This window comes from Streptomyces sp. RP5T, from assembly GCF_003933965.1.
In the GTDB taxonomy this organism is placed as follows: Bacteria; Actinomycetota; Actinomycetes; order Streptomycetales; family Streptomycetaceae; genus Streptomyces.
On record NZ_RSAJ01000138.1, the window covers coordinates 1 to 17,488 of the forward strand.

At 72.4% G+C, this 17,488-nt stretch carries 14 protein-coding genes; 9 read left to right on the forward strand and 5 right to left on the reverse strand.

The genetic code is table 11. The annotated features are described in order from the left end of the window. Nucleotides 1-46: 46 nt before the first annotated feature. On the reverse strand, nt 47-2,701 hold the full coding sequence (locus tag EHS43_RS16890; RefSeq protein ID WP_125191596.1) for a DEAD/DEAH box helicase: 2,655 nt from the start codon (nt 2,699-2,701) through the stop codon (nt 47-49). A 485-nt stretch (nt 2,702-3,186) separates the two neighbouring features. Here EHS43_RS16890 and EHS43_RS16900 point away from each other — a divergent pair, with 485 nt between their 5' ends. Then, complete coding sequence (locus EHS43_RS16900; RefSeq protein WP_125191598.1) at nt 3,187-3,954, forward strand: ferritin-like fold-containing protein; 768 nt, start codon at nt 3,187-3,189, stop codon at nt 3,952-3,954. 764 nt (nt 3,955-4,718) lie between these two features. Here the strand turns inward: EHS43_RS16900 and EHS43_RS16905 are convergent. The 4 genes from EHS43_RS16905 to EHS43_RS16920 all read right to left on the reverse strand — a co-directional run bounded on the left by EHS43_RS16905 (nt 4,719) and on the right by EHS43_RS16920 (nt 6,678). Then, nucleotides 4,719-4,985 carry a hypothetical protein gene (locus EHS43_RS16905; protein WP_185806282.1) on the reverse strand — a complete coding sequence of 89 codons (267 nt, stop codon included), beginning with the start codon at nt 4,983-4,985 and terminating at the stop codon, nt 4,719-4,721. A 184-nt stretch (nt 4,986-5,169) separates the two neighbouring features. Next, nucleotides 5,170-5,397, reverse strand: coding sequence for a DUF3107 domain-containing protein (locus EHS43_RS16910; RefSeq protein WP_020136741.1), 228 nt, complete (start codon nt 5,395-5,397; stop codon nt 5,170-5,172). Nucleotides 5,398-5,581: 184 nt separating this feature from the next. After that, nucleotides 5,582-6,223 carry a TetR/AcrR family transcriptional regulator gene (locus EHS43_RS16915; protein ID WP_125191600.1) on the reverse strand — a complete coding sequence of 214 codons (642 nt, stop codon included), beginning with the start codon at nt 6,221-6,223 and terminating at the stop codon, nt 5,582-5,584. Nucleotides 6,224-6,444: 221 nt separating this feature from the next. Continuing rightward, entirely contained in the window at nt 6,445-6,678 is a 234-nt protein-coding gene (locus EHS43_RS16920) for a hypothetical protein (protein WP_125191601.1), read from the reverse strand. Nucleotides 6,679-6,881: 203 nt separating this feature from the next. On the opposite strand from EHS43_RS16920, the gene EHS43_RS16925 reads away from it, so the two are divergent. The 8 genes from EHS43_RS16925 to EHS43_RS16955 all read left to right on the forward strand — a co-directional run bounded on the left by EHS43_RS16925 (nt 6,882) and on the right by EHS43_RS16955 (nt 17,416). Beyond that, on the forward strand, nt 6,882-7,976 hold the full coding sequence (locus tag EHS43_RS16925; RefSeq protein WP_125191602.1) for an alpha/beta fold hydrolase: 1,095 nt from the start codon (nt 6,882-6,884) through the stop codon (nt 7,974-7,976). Nucleotides 7,977-8,584: 608 nt separating this feature from the next. Further along, a complete protein-coding gene (locus EHS43_RS16930; RefSeq protein ID WP_260470570.1) occupies nt 8,585-9,892 on the forward strand; it encodes a DUF3152 domain-containing protein in 1,308 nt (435 codons plus the stop codon). Between the two features lie 56 nt (nt 9,893-9,948). Beyond that, nucleotides 9,949-10,044 (forward strand): Ms4533A family Cys-rich leader peptide, encoded by a 96-nt coding sequence (locus tag EHS43_RS48785; protein ID WP_312023424.1) that lies wholly within the window; start codon nt 9,949-9,951, stop codon nt 10,042-10,044. Nucleotides 10,045-10,207: 163 nt separating this feature from the next. Beyond that, nucleotides 10,208-11,926 carry an ABC transporter substrate-binding protein gene (locus EHS43_RS16935; RefSeq protein ID WP_125191603.1) on the forward strand — a complete coding sequence of 573 codons (1,719 nt, stop codon included), beginning with the start codon at nt 10,208-10,210 and terminating at the stop codon, nt 11,924-11,926. A 4-nt stretch (nt 11,927-11,930) separates the two neighbouring features. After that, the gene (locus EHS43_RS16940; RefSeq protein ID WP_125191604.1) at nt 11,931-12,935 is read left to right on the forward strand and encodes an ABC transporter permease; all 1,005 of its coding nucleotides are present in this window, start codon (nt 11,931-11,933) and stop codon (nt 12,933-12,935) included. Beyond that, the gene (locus EHS43_RS16945) at nt 12,932-13,930 is read left to right on the forward strand and encodes an ABC transporter permease (RefSeq protein ID WP_125191605.1); all 999 of its coding nucleotides are present in this window, start codon (nt 12,932-12,934) and stop codon (nt 13,928-13,930) included. Before EHS43_RS16940 ends, EHS43_RS16945 begins: the two co-directional genes overlap by 4 nt. After that, nucleotides 13,927-15,519 (forward strand): ABC transporter ATP-binding protein, encoded by a 1,593-nt coding sequence (locus EHS43_RS16950; RefSeq protein WP_125191606.1) that lies wholly within the window; start codon nt 13,927-13,929, stop codon nt 15,517-15,519. The genes EHS43_RS16945 and EHS43_RS16950 overlap by 4 nt, the downstream gene beginning before the upstream one ends. Nucleotides 15,520-15,709: 190 nt before the next feature. After that, nucleotides 15,710-17,416 (forward strand): DUF3492 domain-containing protein, encoded by a 1,707-nt coding sequence (locus EHS43_RS16955; protein WP_125191607.1) that lies wholly within the window; start codon nt 15,710-15,712, stop codon nt 17,414-17,416. Nucleotides 17,417-17,488 lie beyond the last annotated feature (72 nt).

Below are 17,488 nucleotides of genomic sequence, written 5' to 3' on the forward strand. Positions count from 1 at the left end.
CCGACGGCCCGGTCCCTGGTGGAGGGACCGGGCCGTCGGCGTCGGATCAGCTGTCCGCGGGCTCCGCGGCGGCCGTCTTGCGCGTCCGGCGGCGCGGGGCGGCCGCCTTCGGCTCCTGATCGGCCTGGGCCGGGATGTCGGCGGTCACCGCGGGCTCCGCGGCCTTGCGGGTGGTACGCCGACGGGGCTTGGCCTCGGCCGTGTCCGTGGCCGCCTCGGCGGTGGCCGGGGAAGTGGCCGCGGTCTTGCGGGTGCGGCGGGGCTTGGCCTCCGCGCTCTCCGCCGTGTCGGCCGAGGTCTCCGCCGGGGCCGCCGTGGCCTTGCGGGTGCGGCGCGGCTTGGTGACCGTGCCCTCCGCGGTGTCCACGGCCTCCTCGGCAGCCTTGGCAGTGCTCGCCGTCTTCCGCGTCCGCCGGGGCTTGGCCACCTCGGCCGTCTCCGGCTCCGGAGCCGCCTGCACCGGGATCTCGGCGGTCACGGCGGGCTCGGCGGCCTTGCGGGTACGGCGACGCGGCTTGGCTTCCGTTGCCTCGGCGGTGTCCACGGCCGCCTCGGCCGTGGTGGCGGCAGCCGTCTTGCGGGTGCGGCGGGGCTTGGCCTCGACGGCTTCGGCGGTGTCGACGGCCGTCTGGGCGGGAGCCGTGGCAGCCGTCTTGCGCGTACGGCGCGGCTTGGCCTCGACGGCTTCGGCGGTGTCGACGGCCGTCTGGGCGGGAGCCGTGGCAGCCGTCTTGCGCGTACGGCGCGGCTTGGCCTCGACGGCTTCCGCCGTGGCGGTGGCCGCCTCCGCGGTCTCCGCCGGGGCCGCCGTGGCCTTGCGGGTGCGGCGCGGCTTGGTGACCGTGCCTTCCGCGGTGTCCACGGCCGCCTCGGCCGTGGTGGCGGCGGTCTTGCGGGTGCGGCGGGGCTTGGCCTCGACGGCTTCGGCGGTGTCGACGGCCGTCTCGGCGGGAGCCGTGGCAGCCGTCTTGCGCGTACGGCGCGGCTTGGTGGCCGGGGCCTCCTCCGCCGGGACGGTCTCGGCGACGGGGGCGGCCTCCGTGACCGGAGCGGCCTCGGTGACCGGCGTGGTCTCCGCGACCGTCTCCACCGCGGCCGGCGTCTCCGCGGACCTGCGGGTCCTGCGGCGGCGCGGCTTGGCCGGGGTCTCGGTGTCGACGGCAGGGCCCTCCGCCGTCGTGACGGCGGACTCCGCGGCCTCGGAGACGGCCGGCTCGACCGTCGCCGCTGCCGTGCTCGCCGTGGCCGGCGCCGCGTCGGACGCCCCGCCACGGGTGCGGCGACGGCGGCGCGGGGTGCGGGTCGTGGTGGCGTCCTCGACCGCGGTGGTCTCCGACGGGGCGACCCCCTCGACGGGGGCGTTCGCGTCCAGCGGGGTTCCGCCGCGGGTACGACGGCGACGGCGCGGCGTACGGTCCGAACGCTCGCGGTCGGCGGAGCGGGACTCGTCCCGGCCACCCCGTCCGCGACCCCGGTCACGGTCACCGCGGCCACGTGCACCGCGTCCGCCCGGCTCGCCCAGGTCCTCGAGCTCCTCCGCGTCGAGCCCCGCGCGCGTGCGCTCGGCTCGCGGCAGGACACCCTTGGTGCCGGCGGGGATGCCCAGGTCCTCGTAGAAGTGCGGGGAGGTGGAGTACGTCTCCGGCGGATCGTTGAAGTCGAGCTCCAGCGCCTTGTTGATCAGCTGCCAGCGCGGGATGTCGTCCCAGTCGACGAGGGTGATCGCGATGCCCTTGGCGCCCGCGCGACCGGTACGGCCGATGCGGTGCAGGTACGTCTTCTCCTCTTCGGGGGACTGGTAGTTGATGACGTGCGTGACGCCCTCGACGTCGATGCCGCGGGCGGCGACGTCGGTGCAGACGAGGACGTCCACCTTGCCGTTGCGGAAGGCGCGCAGCGCCTGCTCGCGGGCGCCCTGGCCGAGGTCGCCGTGGACCGCGCCGGCGGCGAAGCCGCGCTGCTGGAGCTGGTCGGCCAGGTCGGCGGCGGTGCGCTTGGTGCGGCAGAAGACCATGACCAGCCCGCGGCCCTCGGCCTGGAGGATGCGCGCGACCATCTCGGGCTTGTCCATGTTGTGCGCGCGGTACACGTGCTGCTTGGTGTTCGCGACCGTCCGGCCCGCGTCGTCGGGCGAGGTGGCGTTGATGTGCGTGGGCTGCGACATGTAGCGGCGCGCGAGGCTGATGACGGCGCCCGGCATGGTCGCCGAGAACAGCATCGTCTGGCGGCGGGCCGGCAGCATGTTGATGATCTTCTCGACATCGGGCAGGAAGCCCAGGTCGAGCATCTCGTCGGCCTCGTCGAGGACGAGCGCCTTGATGTGGCCGAGGTTGAGCTTCTTCTGGCCCGCGAGGTCCAGCAGTCGGCCCGGGGTGCCGACGACGACGTCGACGCCCTTCTTGAGGGCCTCGACCTGGGGCTCGTAGGCGCGGCCGCCGTAGATGGCGAGAACGCGTACGTTGCGGACCTTGCCCGCGGTCTGCAGGTCGTTGGTGACCTGGGTGCACAGCTCGCGCGTCGGGACGACGACGAGCGCCTGCGGGGCGTCGGTCAGGGCCTCGGGCTTGGCGCGGCCGGCCTCGACGTCGGCGGGGACGGTCACGCGCTCGAGGAGCGGAAGGCCGAAGCCCAGCGTCTTGCCGGTGCCGGTCTTGGCCTGGCCGATGACGTCGGAGCCGGAGAGGGCCACCGGGAGCGTCATCTGCTGGATGGGGAAGGGGTTGACGATGCCGACGGCTTCGAGGGCCTCGGCCGTCTCGGTCAGAATCCCGAGATCGCGGAAAGTCGTAGTCAGGGTGCTGCCTCTTCTGTGTGCGCGGTGCGAGGCGAGCGCGGGGTGTCGTCTACCGTGCTGGGGACGTCGGCTGCCTTACGGGCCAAGCCGTAATGGCACGGGACCACTGCCGACGCTCTAGCGCTCGTACCGCTGAGGGTCCCCCTCCGAACTCCGTACGCACAGTGCCGTACGGGCGAGGAGGGCTTGTCGGGTCGGAGCCGATCGGGCCACCGACCGGGCATCCTCATACGTGCGGCCTGTCGAGGTACGGCACTCACAAAGTGCCGGTGTACCAGCAGGCGCATTACCACCATACCCCGGAATCGCGCACATGTGATGGCCGATTTGGTCACGTAGTCGTCGTCACACTGATTGACCAGGGCCTTCCGCCGTCCGGAGAGCGGGCTATTGTGCGCTTCATGACGACCTCTGACAAGCCCGACAACGCCTCCGAGAACCCGGCCGAAACCACCGTCGAGCACACCGGTGTCGCCGCCCAGGACTGGACGAAGGCCGCCGCCGACCCCCAGTACCGAGCCGCGGTCGTCGACCTGCTCGGCGCGCTCGCGTACGGCGAGCTCGCGGCCTTCGAGCGGCTCGCGGAGGACGCCAAGCTGGCGCCGACGCTGGCGGACAAGGCGGAGCTGGCGAAGATGGCGTCGGCCGAGTTCCACCACTACGAGAAGCTGCGCGACCGGCTGACGGAGATCGGCGAGGAGCCGACGCTCGCGATGGAGCCGTTCGTCGCGGCCCTCGACGGCTTCCACCGGCAGACGGCGCCGTCGGACTGGCTGGAGGGGCTCGTCAAGGCGTATGTCGGCGACTCGATCGCCAGTGACTTCTACCGGGAGGTCGCCGCACGGCTCGACACGGACTCGCGCGAGCTGGTGCTGGCCGTCCTCGACGACACCGGGCACGCCGGGTTCGCCGTGGAGAAGGTGCGTGCGGCGATCGACGCGGACCCGCGGGTGGGGGGCCGACTCGCCCTGTGGGCACGGCGGTTGATGGGCGAGGCGCTGTCGCAGTCCCAGCGGGTCGTCGCGGACCGGGACGCGCTGTCGACGATGCTCGTCGGGGGTGTCGCGGACGGGTTCGATCTCGCCGAGGTGGGGCGCATGTTCTCCCGCATCACCGAGGCACACACCAAGCGGATGGCGGCGCTCGGGTTGGCGGCGTAGGGGGCAGGGGGCGTTTCGCTCCGCGCTCGCCTGCCTGGCCGTCTGCCTGTTGCTGCGGTGGCGGGGCCCAGGCTGGGGCTGCTGATGACGGCGGCCTGAGTGCGGCTGGGGCCGCGGGCCGCTGAGCCGCGGTCCACCGGTCGCACTCATTCGGCCGAGCGGCCGGGCCTCCACGCGGGTGCTTTCCGCTGACGCATTTGCGAGCGGTGGTGACCGGGGCGGGCTGGTGCTCCGGGGCGCTGGTCGTGTTTCGCGTGGCGGAACTGCGGTGGTGTGGGAGCGGGTTGGGGCGGCTTGGCGGTGTGACGGGCGCCCGTCGGGCGCCTCGGCCGCCGGGGCGCTGGTGCCAGGGCTGTCGCGCTGCGGCTGGTGGCCAGGCTTGGGCGGCGAGTGTTGGTGCGGCTGTGCGGCGGAACCGCCGGTGGCCCGTGCGGGCGGCTTTGGTTCGCGCCGTTACGAGCGGTGGTGTGGGAGTGGGTTGCGACGGCCCGTGTCGCCACAGGCACTCGTCGCCGACGCCAAGGCTGTTGCGGGGCGGGTGGTCTCGGCTCTGGGCGTCGCGGAGCGCAGGTGGGCCGGTGTTGTGGCCGGGCCGCGGTGGTGTGGGAGTGGGGCGCCATTGCCCGGTGCCCCGGTGCCCCGGTGCTCCGGTGTCGGCGGCGTACGGCCATAGGGCCCGGCGGGACCGTCAGGCGCCGGCGAGGTCGCTCGGCCTCGCTCCCGGGGTTGGTCGCTCTCCCCGCGGAGCTACTTCCGCTTTCCGCTCACGCCGTCGCCGAGCGGCGGAGTCTTCCCGACGGGCGCAGGAGCAGGGAGAGGGAGGCGACGGAGACGACTGCCGCGCCCAGGAGGATCAGCAGGATGTTGCCGGGGTCCAGCGCGGTGTGGGTCACGAAGGCGCCGAAAAGGGCTCCCGCGATGCCGGTCGCGAGGACCAGCGAGCGGTTCGGCAGGCGGTGGGCGAGGCGGTGCGAGGCCACCCCCGCCAGCACCAGACCGAGCAGCGCGGAGCCGAGCGCTTCGATCAACATCATGGGGTCCCTCCCACACGGCCACACTGCGCATTACGGTCGTAGCCCGTCATACCCGTGACCTGCGGAATGCAATCCTTCTCGGGGTGCCGTTCATGCTCCGGGCCGGGAGGGAAAAATCTTGCCGGCGCACGAAGAGGGGCCCGGCGACGTCAAGCCACCGGGCCCCTCTTCGTCTGCCTGCTTACAGCGCGCCGAAGCCCACCTTGCGCGGAGCCGGCTCGCCGAGCTCGACGTACGCGAGACGGTCGGCCGGGACGAGGACCTTGCGGCCGTGCTCGTCCACCAGGCTCAGCAGCTGAGACTTGCCGGCCAGCGCGTCCGCCACCGCCCGCTCGACATCCTCGGCGCTCTGACCGCTCTCCAGAACGATCTCGCGGGGCGCGTGCTGCACGCCGATCTTGACCTCCACGGCTATGTCCCTCCGACGGTCAGTGAAGTGCGCGACCTTCCGCGCCGTACCCAGCACACATTAGCCCGGTGAGGGGACGTACACGCTCCGGGCGAGAACGCCAACAGCGAACATCGGGCGGGAACAAACGACCCGCACGCGTGCGTGCGGGTCGTTCGTGGTTCCTGCGCGGGCCCGAGGGCCGCTAGTGGTGTTCCGTGCCGTGCAGCGGGAATCCGGCGATGCCCCGCCACGCCAGCGACGTCAGCAGCTGAACCGCCTGGTCGCGCGGGACGCTCCGGTCGCTGTGCAGCCAGGAACGGGCCACCACCTGGGCGAGCCCGCCGAGGCCGGACGCGAGCAGCATCGACTCCGCGCGCGAGAGGCCGGTGTCCTCGGCGATCACGTCACAGATCGCCTCGGCGCACTCGTTGGTGACCTTGTCGACGCGCTCGCGCACCGCGGGCTCGTTCGTCAGGTCCGACTCGAAGACCAGGCGGAACGCGCCGCCGTCGTCCTCGACGTACGCGAAATAGGCGTCCATGGTCGCCCGTACGCGCTGCTTGTTGTCGCTCGTCGACGCGAGCGCGGTGCGCACCGACTGGATCAGGGACTCGCAGTGCTGGTCCAGCAGCGCGAGGTACAGGTCGAGCTTGCCCGGGAAGTGCTGGTAGAGCACCGGCTTGCTGACGCCGGCCCGCTCGGCGATGTCGTCCATCGCGGCCGCGTGGTAGCCCTGCGCCACGAAGACTTCCTGGGCGGCGCCCAGCAGCTGGTTCCGTCGGGCACGGCGCGGCAGGCGCGTCCCCCTCGGGCGTGCCGCCTCTGTCTGCTCGATGGCTGTCACGCCGCCTCCCAATGTCGTCCACGTGCGGTGTGCGCCGCGCCGCCATCGTACTTTTCGGTAACCGTGCTGTGCGCGGTGCGAGCGCAGAATTTCACGGACCGGACGGTGACGAAAGCCGCGCAAAGGTTTCAAACGGGCATCCAGCGGGCAACGGCGTGCACTTCCGGCTCAGGAATGTCCTGATGACGGCGGTGCCGGCTGCCCTCGCTGCGTGCCGATGCCTATCGATAGTCGTCCTCGTCGATCGAGACGACCCGGGCCTGTTCGGCGAGGTCGGCCTCGTTGGCCCGGTCGGGGTCCACGCCGGTCAGCGGGTCGTCGCGGTCGGGCGCGATGTCGGTGTGCTGCTCGGCGGCGTCACCCTCGGGGGCCTCGACGTCGAGTTCGACCACGTCGTCCTCCTCGAGCGCCTCGGAGTCGGCGAAGGTCTCGGGGTCGGTGGGGTCGTAGGTCATTGCGGGCTCCCTTCCTAGAACGTCCCTGATGTGCACAGGGGGCCACATTCGGGTGCCCTGCCCACGAGCCTAGGAGACACACGATCTGGACGCCATGCGATGTGCGTGCTCCGCTCGGTACGACGCGCCGCGTCCACCTCGTACATGTGAGCTGTGACGGCGAACACGTGAACCAGTGCGTGATCGTCTCGTAACATTGCCGCATGTCTTCGACCGAGCTGCCCCTCGTGCCGCCCGCCACCGTCCTTCCGAAAGTGGCACCCGTCCGGGTCGGCGACGGAGAGCGGCTCAGGTCGGTGGGGCTGCCGGGGATCACTCTGACGGTGCGTTCGAGGCCGCCCGCGCGTGAGGGGCTGCCGCCCGCGCTGTACGTGCACGGGCTCGGCGGTTCCTCGCAGAACTGGTCGGCGCTGATGGAGCAGTTGGAGGGCGACGTCGACGGCGAGGCCGTCGATCTTCCCGGCTTCGGCGACTCCCCGCCGCCGGACGACGGCAATTACTCGATCACCGCCCACGCGCGCGCGGTGATCCGCCTTCTCGACGCGTCCGGCCGCGGGCCCGTCCACCTCTTCGGGAACTCCCTCGGCGGCGCGGTGTCCACGCGCGTCGCGGCGGTGCGGCCCGACCTGGTGCGTACCCTCACCCTCGTCTCGCCGGCCCTCCCGGAGATCCGCGTCCAGCGCACCGCCGTGCCCACCGGGCTGCTGGCGCTGCCCGGCGTGGCCGGTCTGTTCACCCGGTTCAGCAAGGACTGGACGCCCGAGCAGCGCGTCCAGGGCGTCACCGCTCTGTGCTACGGCGACCCCGCGCGGGTCAGCCCCGAGGGCTTCCGGCACGCGGTGGAGGAGATGGAACGGCGGCTGCAACTGCCGTACTTCTGGGACGCGATGACGCGTTCCGCGCGCGGGCTGGTGAACGCGTACACGCTGGGCGGCCAGCACGCGCTGTGGCGCCAGGCCGAGCGCGTCCTCGCGCCCACGCTGCTTGTCTACGGCGGTCGCGACCAGCTCGTCGGCTTCCGCATGGCCCAGAAGGCGGCCCGCACCTTCCGCGACTCCCGCCTGCTGACCCTGCCGGAGGCGGGGCACGTGGCGATGATGGAGTACCCGGAGACGGTGGCGAAGGCGTTCCGGGAGCTGGCCGTGGACAAGGCGGCGGTGGCTTCCGGCGATTCCGTGGGAGGCTGTGACCGGCGTGACCGCTCGGCGGGCACCTCCGGTGAGGGGACCCCGCGTGACGGCGCAGACGCCGCAAAGGCCTCCGGTGACGGGGCCGACGCCACCATCGTGGGGAGCTGAGGCGCGGCGTGGGACGCCACAGTCGACGCGGGCCCGCTCCCAAGAAGGGGCCCGACAACAGCAGTTCGGGGAAGAGCGGTACGGGTACGGGCCAGACGGCCGCCGAGGCGGTGCGGGGCGCCAAGGGTCTCGCGGCGGAGTCGCAGGGCCGGGAACGGCCGCCTGCCGGCCCGACAGCGGCTCCCCAGTCGGCTCGGGGACCCGAGCGCGGAACGCCCCGGCCCGGACCGGTGAGCGGCCCTGCCGGCCACCGGGTGCCCGCGCAGGGCGGCCCACACGTCCCCGACGGGACGCCGGCGCACGGTTTTCCCCGGCTGCCTGACGGGACACCGGCACACGGCTTCCCCCGGCTGCCTGACGGGACACCGGCGCACGGCTTCCCCCGGGTTCCTGACGGGACGCCGGCGCGTGGAGTGCCTCGCCTTACGGACGGGACGTCGGCGTTGGGGTTTCCTCGGGTGCCCGGTCGGGCGGCGTCCGGGCCGGGATCTTCCGGCGCCCCTGACGGGACGCCCGCGCACGGTTTTCCCCGGCTTCCGGGCGGGGCGGTCCCCGGACCCGGCTCACCCCGCCTCCCTGACGGCACCCCGGCCCACGGCTTTCCCCGGTTGTCCGACGGCACGCCCGCGCGGGGCGTGCCGCGTGTGCCCGGTGGTCCGTCCGCCCAGGGTGCGCGGCGGTTCCCGGAGGGGACGCCGCCGCGTGGCTTCCCGCGGTTGCCCGACGGCACCCCTGCCCAGGGCGTGCCCCGGGTCCGTGGCGGGCATCCCGAGCAGCGCGAATCCGGCGGCGGCTGGGGGGAGTTGAGCGGTCAGGGCCCGGACGGTCACGCCGCCGGACCCGGAACCGCGCTGCCCCACCAGCGGCAGGCCCCGTCCGGATCGAGGTCGGGGCCGCGACAGGACTACGTCGACGCGTTCGCCGACGGCGGCCACGACGTCGACGTCTTCGCGCCCGGCGGCCGCCGTGGCCCGGTCCCCCCGACCGGAGCCCCCGCCGCCGCGCACCGCTCCGTCACCGCCTGGCCGGACGACGCAGACGAGGACTCCCGCCCCGACCACGGCCACGAGCCCCCGGACGACCTGCCACCGACGGCCGACGGCGGCGGCAGGGGCGGCAAGGGCCGGGCGTTCACCGGCATCGCGGCCGCCGCGGTCGTCACCGTGCTCGCCGTCGTCGTGGCCGGACAGGTCACCGACGGGCGCGGCACCGCAGCCGGTGCGCAGTCCGCGACCGACCAGGCCCGGGACCTCCGCGACTCCGGCACGCGCGCGGACGCGCAGCCGTCGCCGTCGCCCTCGGCCGAGGCGGCGACGCTGACGTACGAACAGGCGATGGGCACCAAGTACCCGCTCAGCGCCAAGCTCGACGGCTCCGGGAAGTTCGACGCGGTCCCGGGCTTCGACAAGGCGCCCGGCAAGGGGCAGAAGTACACCTACCGCGTGGACGTGGAGCAGGGTCTCGGCCTCGACGGCGCACTCTTCGCCGAGGCCGTGCAGAAGACGCTCAACGACGACCGCAGTTGGGCGCACGGCGGGGCACGCACCTTCGAGCGCATCCACTCCGGCAAGCCCGACTTCGTGATCACGCTCGCCAGCCCCGGCACCACGGCCGACTGGTGTGCCAAGTCCGGCCTCGACACCACCGAGGACAACGTCTCGTGCGACTCGGCCGCCACCGAGCGCGTGATGATCAACGCGTATCGATGGGCGCAGGGATCAACCACATACGGTGATCAGATCCATGCGTACCGGCAGATGTTGATCAATCACGAGGTCGGCCACCGCCTCGGCTACTCCCACGTGACCTGCGACAAGAACGGCGAGCTCGCGCCGGTCATGCAGCAGCAGACCAAGTTCCTCGACCACGACGGGATCCACTGCCGGGCCAACCCGTGGGCGTATCCCGGGAGTTGACAGACGGCGCATATGTCACATTGACATGCGTTGATCGGTCGTACATATTTCTGCCCATGTGGTCCAGTCACGCCCTCGAGAGCAGCGCCGCCATTCGGCTGGCGCTCATCGGCGTGACCCCGCTCTGCGTGGCCGACATCCTCTGTCGCTGACGCCCGCCCCAGGCGCGCGCGTCGCGAATCCCGCATGTACCCGTGACCGAGTCACGGCTCCTTTCGACGACCCGACGCCGGGGCAGACGTCTGTCCACTTTCGTCTCACCCTTCGTCAATCCGTCTCGCCATTCGAGACACATCATTAGAGAGGTCGTCTCCGATGCGTCAACCGTCCCTCACAGCGCGCCGTGTGGCCGCGGTATCCGTAAGCCTGGTTCTGGCAGCGGGCGCCGCCGCCTGCGGCCCTGAGGACAACGATGCCAAGAGCTCCGGTGGCGACTCCGCGCCCCACAAGGGCGGCACCCTGACGGTCCTGAACTCCAACCCGCAGCAGGACTTCGACCCGGCCCGCCTGTACACCTCCGGCGGCGGCAACGTGCCCTCCCTCGTCTTCCGCACCCTCACCACCCGCAACCGCGAGAACGGTGCCGCCGGCGCCAAGGTGGTCCCCGACCTCGCCACCGACACCGGGCGCCCCAGCAAGGACGCCACCGTGTGGACGTACACCTTGAAGAAGGGCCTCAAGTACGAGGACGGCACCGCGATCACCTCGGCCGACATCAAGTACGGCATCGAGCGCTCCTTCGCGCCCGAGCTCTCGGGCGGCGCCCCCTACCTGCGGGACTGGCTGGTCGGGGCGGCCGACTACCAGGGGCCGTACAAGGACAAGAAGGGCCTCGCGGCGATCGGGACGCCGGACGAGCGCACCATCGTCTTCCATCTGAACAAGCCCGAGGGCGAGTTCCCGTACCTGGCCACGCAGACGCAGTTCACGCCCGTTCCGAAGGCCAAGGACACCGGGACGAAGTACGAGGAGCACCCGGTCTCGTCCGGGCCGTACAAGGTCGTCTCGAACCAGAACGACGGTGAGCACCTCGTCCTGGAGCGCAACACCCACTGGTCCGCAGCGACGGACGCCGAGCGCAAGGCCTACCCGGACCGGATCGACGTCAAGTCCGGGCTCGACTCCTCGGTGATCAACCAGCGGCTGTCCTCGTCCCAAGGGGCGGACGCCGCCGCGGTCACCACGGACACCAACCTCGGCCCGGCCGAACTCGCCAAGGTGACGGGCGACAAGGAACTCGCCTCGCGCGTCGGCACCGGCCACTTCGGCTACACCGACTACATAGCGTTCAACCCGACCGTCAAGCCGTTCGACGACGTCAGGGTGCGGCAGGCGATCTCGTACGCCATCGACCGCTCCTCCGTGGTCAACGCGGCCGGCGGCAGCGCGCTCGCCGAGTCCGCCACCACCTTCCTGCCGGACCAGAAGTCCTTCGGCTACGAGCCCTACGACCTCTTCCCGGCGGGCGCGACGGGCAACGCGGCGAAGGCGAAGGAGCTGCTGAGGCAGGCCGGCCACCCGAACGGGCTCACGGTCACGCTGACGCACTCCAACAGCAAGGACTTCGAGACCAGCCCCGAGATCGCGACCGCGATCCAGGACGCGCTCAAGAAGGCCGGCATCACGGTCAAGCTCCAGGGCCTGGAGGAGAACGACTACTCCGACACGATCCACAGCGTGAAGAGCGAGCCCGGCTTCTTCCTCGCCCACTGGGGTGCCGACTGGCCCTCCGGCGGTCCCTTCCTCGCCCCGATCTTCGACGGACGCCAGATCGTCAAGGACGGCGCGAACTTCAACACGGGCCTGCTCAACGACAAGTCGGTCAATGCCGAGATTGACGCGATCAACAAGTTGACCGATCTTGACGCTGCCGCCAAGAGGTGGGGCGCACTGGACAAGAAGATCGGCGAGCAGGCACTGACCGTGCCGCTGTTCCACCCGGTCTACAAGCGCCTGTACGGCAAGGACATCAAGAACGTCGTGATCAGCGACTGGACCGGTGTTCTGGACATCTCGCAGGTCGCGGTCAAGTAACCCGATGAGCGAGGCACTTGTCGCCACCGAGGTCCCCGGGGCATCCGTGCCGGGGGCCTCGGTGGCCCGTCAGTTCTGGCGGCGGCTGCGGGCGCAGCGCGCCGCCATGGTCGCGGCGGCCGTCGTCGCACTGCTCGTCCTGGTCGCCCTCGCCGCGCCGCTCCTCACGGCGATCGAGGGCCAGGACCCCACCACCTACCACCCGTCCCTCATCGACTCCGCGCGCGGAGGCGTCCCCCTCGGGCCCTTCGGGGGCGTCAGCGGGGACCACTGGCTCGGCGTCGAACCCCAGACCGGACGCGACCTGTTCGCCCGGCTGGTGTACGGCGCCCGGGTCTCGCTGGGTGTCGCGCTGGCCGCGACCGTCGTACAGGTCCTCCTCGGTGTCGTCGTCGGCGTCGCGGCCGCGCTCGGCAACCGATGGGTTGATCAACTGTTGAGCCGCGTCACCGACATCATCGTGGCCATGCCGTTGATGATCATGGCGTTGGCCTTGCTGGCCGTCGTGCCGGGCAGCTTCCCCCGGCCGGTCCTGGTCGCGCTCATCATCGGCTTCGTGGCCTGGGGCACGATCGGCAAGATCGCCCGCGCCCAGACCCTCACCCTCAAGGAACTCGACTACGTGGCCGCCGCCCGGCTCAGCGGCTGGGGCACCCTGCGCATCGCCCGCCGGGAACTGCTGCCCGGTCTCGCCGCCCCCGTCATCACCTACGCGGCCCTCATGGTGCCCGCCAACATCGGCATCGAGGCGTCCCTGTCCTTCCTCGGCGTCGGCGTCCGGCCGCCCACCCCGTCCTGGGGACAGATGCTCACCTCGGCCGACGTCTGGTACCAGGCGGCCCCGCAGTACCTGCTGCTGCCCACGGCCGCGCTGTTCGTCACCGTCCTCGCGCTCACCGTCCTCGGCGACGGCGTCCGCACCGCCCTCGACCCGCGCGCGGCCTCCCGGCTGCGCGTCGGCGCGGGCCGCCGACAGGAGTCCAAGGCCGTCAAGGAGGGCACCGCATGAGCGGCTTCCCCGCATTCGCGCTGCGCCGGGCGGTGAGCGCCGTACTCACCCTCCTGGTCCTCACGGTGATCATCTACGTCGTCTTCTACGCCACCCCCGGCAACGTCGCCCAGATCACCTGCGGCCCGCGCTGCTCGCCGGAACAGGTGCACCAGGTCGCCCGGCAGCTCCGGCTCGACGACCCGCTGTACCTGCGCTACTGGCACTTCCTCCAGGGCATCGTCGCAGGTCACGACTACTCCACCGGCACCTCCGTCGAGCACTGCCCGGCACCCTGCCTCGGGCTGTCGTACCAGAGCGACCAGCAGGTCACCCGGATCATCCTCGGCAAGCTGCCCGTCAGCCTGTCGCTGGTGCTCGGCGGGATGGTCCTCTGGCTGCTGCTGGGCGTCGGCACCGGAGTGCTCTCGGCCTGGCGGCGCGGCCGGTTCACCGAGCGAGCGCTGACCGGCGTCACGCTCGCGGGCACCGCCACCCCCACCTTCGTCATCGGCCTCGTCCTGATGATCGTGGTCTGCGGGCAACTGGGACTCCTGCCCTTCCCCGAGTACGTCGCCTTCTCCGACGACCCCGAGCAGTGGATGTGGGGCCTGCTGCTGCCCTGGGTCACGCTCGCCCTCGGCGAGGCGGCCTACTTCGCCCGGCTGACCCGCGCCTCGATGCTGGAGACGCTCGCCGAGGACCACATCCGCACCTTCCGGGCCTACGGCGTCGGCGAGCGGTCGATCGTCGGCCGGCACGCCCTGCGCGGCGCGCTGGCCCCGATCATCGCCCTGAACGCCAACGACTTCGGCGGCGCGGTGGGCGGGGCCGTCCTCGTCGAGTCGCTGTTCGGCCTGCCCGGCATCGGCCAGGAACTGGTCCACGCCGTCACCGTCGTCGACCTCCCCGTCGTCGTCGGCATGGTCCTGGTCATCGGCTTCTTCGTGGTGCTCGCCAACGCCGTCGCGGACGTCCTCTACGCCGTGGCCGACCGAAGGGTGGTGCTCGCATGAGTCTGGTCCACGTGACGGACCTGACCGTCCGGTTCGGCGACCTGGCCGCCGTCGACGGCCTCTCCTTCCGCCTGGAGCAGGGCGCCGCCCTCGCCCTGGTCGGCGAGTCCGGCTCCGGCAAGTCCACCGTCGCCTCCGCCCTGCTCGGGCTGCACCGCGGCACGGGCGCGCGCGTGGACGGCTCGGTCGAGGTCGCCGGGGTGGACGTACAGCGGGCGTCGGAGGAGCAACTGCGGCGGCTGCGGGGCGCCAAGGCCGCCATGGTCTTCCAGGACCCGCTGTCGTCCCTGGACCCGTACTACGCGATCGGCGACCAGATCGCCGAGGTGTACCGCGTCCACACGCGTGTGTCGCGACGCACGGCACGCGCGCGTGCGGTGGAGGTGCTGGACCGGGTCGGCATCCCGGACGCCGTACGGCGCTCCCGGTCCCGGCCGCACGAGTTCAGCGGCGGCATGCGCCAGCGCGCCCTCATCGCGATGGCGCTGGCCTGCGAGCCGGAGCTGCTGATCGCGGACGAGCCGACCACCGCGCTCGACGTGACCGTCCAGGCCCAGATCCTCGACCTGCTGCACACGCTGCGCCAGGAGACCGGCATGGGCCTGCTGCTCGTCACGCACGACGTGGGCGTCGCCGCCGAGAGCGTCGACGACGTGCTCGTCATGCGGCACGGGCGGGCGGTCGAGCACGGGCCGGTCGACGCGGTGCTCGGCGAGCCCGCGCAGGCGTACACGCGCGAACTGCTCGCCGCCGTCCCGCGCGTGGACGCGCCCCGCGCGCCGTCCCGGGCGTCCGGCGAGGTGGTCCTCGAAGCGAGGGGCCTGCGGCGCGAGTTCGGCCGCGGCAGGAAGGTCCTCGCCGCCGTCGACGACGTCTCGCTCACCGTCCGCCGGGGCGAGACCCTCGGCGTCGTCGGCGAGAGCGGCAGCGGCAAGACGACCCTGGGGCGGATGCTGGTCGGCCTGCTGGAACCGACGGCGGGGGAGGTCCGTCACGACGGCCACGCGCGCGTGGGCGTGGACCCGGCCGTGCAGATGGTCTTCCAGGACCCCGTCTCCTCCCTCAACCCCCGCCGCAGTGTCGGCGAGTCCATCGCCGACCCGCTCCGCGCGCGGGGCGAGCGGAACGAGAAGCGGATCAAGGAGCGCGTGCGGCAACTCCTGGAGCGCGTGGGGCTCGAAGGGGCGCACCACGACCGCTACCCGCACGAGTTCAGCGGCGGCCAGCGCCAGCGCGTGGGCATCGCGCGGGCGCTCGCGGCCGACCCGCGCGTCATCGTCTGCGACGAGCCGGTCTCCGCCCTCGACGTCACCACCCAGGCCCAGGTGGTGGCCCTGCTCGGCGAGTTGCAGCGGGAACTCGGCATCGCGCTGGTCTTCGTCGCGCACGACCTCGCCGTGGTGCGCCAGGTCAGCGACCGGGTCGCCGTGATGCGGCGCGGCCGGATCGTCGAACAGGGCCCGGCCGACGAGGTCTACGACAGCCCCCGGGATCCGTACACCAAGCAACTCCTGGCCGCCGTACCGGCGCTCGATCCGCGGATCGCGGCCCGGCGCCGGGCGGAACGCGGGACAGTGGCCGTGAGCTGACGTTCCGTGTCCAGGTGATCTCTTAGCGCGACCGAACGCCACCCGCACGGGAAAGTTACGAGCGTTCACCCCTTTTGGTGGCGCGATGGACAACCGTCCGTCGCGCCACCGTCCTGTCCGCATACCTTCGTCCCGCTGCGAGCCGCCGGCCCAACGGTGGCTCCTCACAAGGGAGATCGGGGGTGCGCTCGTGCGCATAGGACTGCTTACGGAGGGTGGTTATCCGTATGTGGGCGGTGACGCCGCACTCTGGTGCGACCGGCTCGTGCGCGGGCTCGACCAGCACGAGTTCGACATCTACGCGCTCAGCCGCAGCGAACGGCAGGAGGACGAGGGCTGGGTCCAGCTCCCGCCGCAGGTCGGCAGGGTCATCACGGCCCCGCTGTGGACCGCGGAGGACGACGGCGTGGTGTACGGCCGGCGTGCGCGCCGGCGGTTCGCCGAGTCCTACGGCGAGTTGGCGGCGGCACTGTGCGAGGGTACGGCCGGCGACGCCTCGGGGGAGTCGTCGGCCACTGAGGCGGACCGTTTCGCCAACGCCCTGTACGGACTCGCCGACCTCGCCCGCGACGAGGGCGGCCTGGTAGGAGCGCTCCGCTCCGAGACCGCCGTACGCGCGCTGGAACGCGCCTGTCGCGCGCCCGGCGCCCGGCAGACGGCGCGCGCGGCGCGGGTGCCGGATCTGCTCGCCGTGGCCGGACACCTGGAGCGCGCCCTGCGCCCCCTGTCGCTCGACTGGTACGAGGACGACGGCCTCGGCGCGGTCGACCTGTGCCACGCCACCTCCGGCGGCCCGGCCGCCCTGCCCGGACTCCTCGCACACCACTTCAGCGGCGTTCCGCTGCTGGTGACCGAGTACGGCGTACGACTGCGCACGCACTACCTGGCCGACACCGGCTCCTCGGCCGCCGTACGGACCCTGCTCGCCGCCTTCCACGGCCGCCTCGCCACCGAGACCTACCGGCGGGCCGCGGTGATCACGCCCGGCAACACCCACGCCCGCCGCTGGCAGGAGCGCTGCGGCGCCGCCCGCGAGAAACTGCGCACGGTCTACCCGGGCATGGACGCCACCCGCTTCACCGCCGTGGGTGAGTCCGCGGAGTGCGTGGACCCGGACACGCTGGTCTGGGTCGGCCGGGTCGAACCCGCCAAGGACCTGATCTCCCTGCTCCACGCCTTCGCGGAGATCCGCAAGGAGGAGCCCAAGACCCGGCTGAGGATCGTCGGCGCGCCCACCGGTGCCGAGGGCGCGGCCTATCTGGGGCACTGCAAGGCGCTGGCCGCGCAGCTCTTCCCCGACGAGGCGGAGGGGCTGCACGCCGTCGGCGACAACCCCGTCTCCTTCGAGGAGATCGGCAGCCCCGAGGTGCCGACGCTCGCCGACGCCTACGCCTCGGGCGCGGTCGCCCTCCTCTCCAGCGTCGTCGAGGGCTTCCCGATCAGCCTGGTCGAGGCCATGTTCTGCGGCCGGGCCACGGTGTCCACCGACGTCGGCGCGGTCGTGGAGGTCATCGGCGGCACGGGGCTGGTCGTCCCGCCGCGCAACCCGAAGGCGCTCGCGGAGGCGTGCGTCACGCTGCTGCGCGACCCCGAGCGCCGTGAGCGCCTGGGGGCCGCCGCACGCGCCCGCGCGCTCGAACTGTTCACCGTGGAACAGAACATCACGGCATTTCACGGCATTTACCTGGAGATCGTCTCGCGCACCCCGGTCCGCCGGGTAGTCCTGGACGACACCGGCGAGCCCCTGCCCTTCGCCGCACCCGCCGAAGCGCACGTCCCCGGCCGCTGGGCCGAGCACAGCGCCCGCGTTGTGGCCCGGGGAGGCCCCGGCTGGGTCGCTGGGCCCCCGGTCAGCGCGACGCCTCCCCTCGCCGCCACGGAAGGAGCGACCGGATGAGCGACGTCGGACTCGACCGCCCCGGCACACGGGACACCGGGGCGGGGGAGGAGCGCGAGCGCGGGGGAGCAC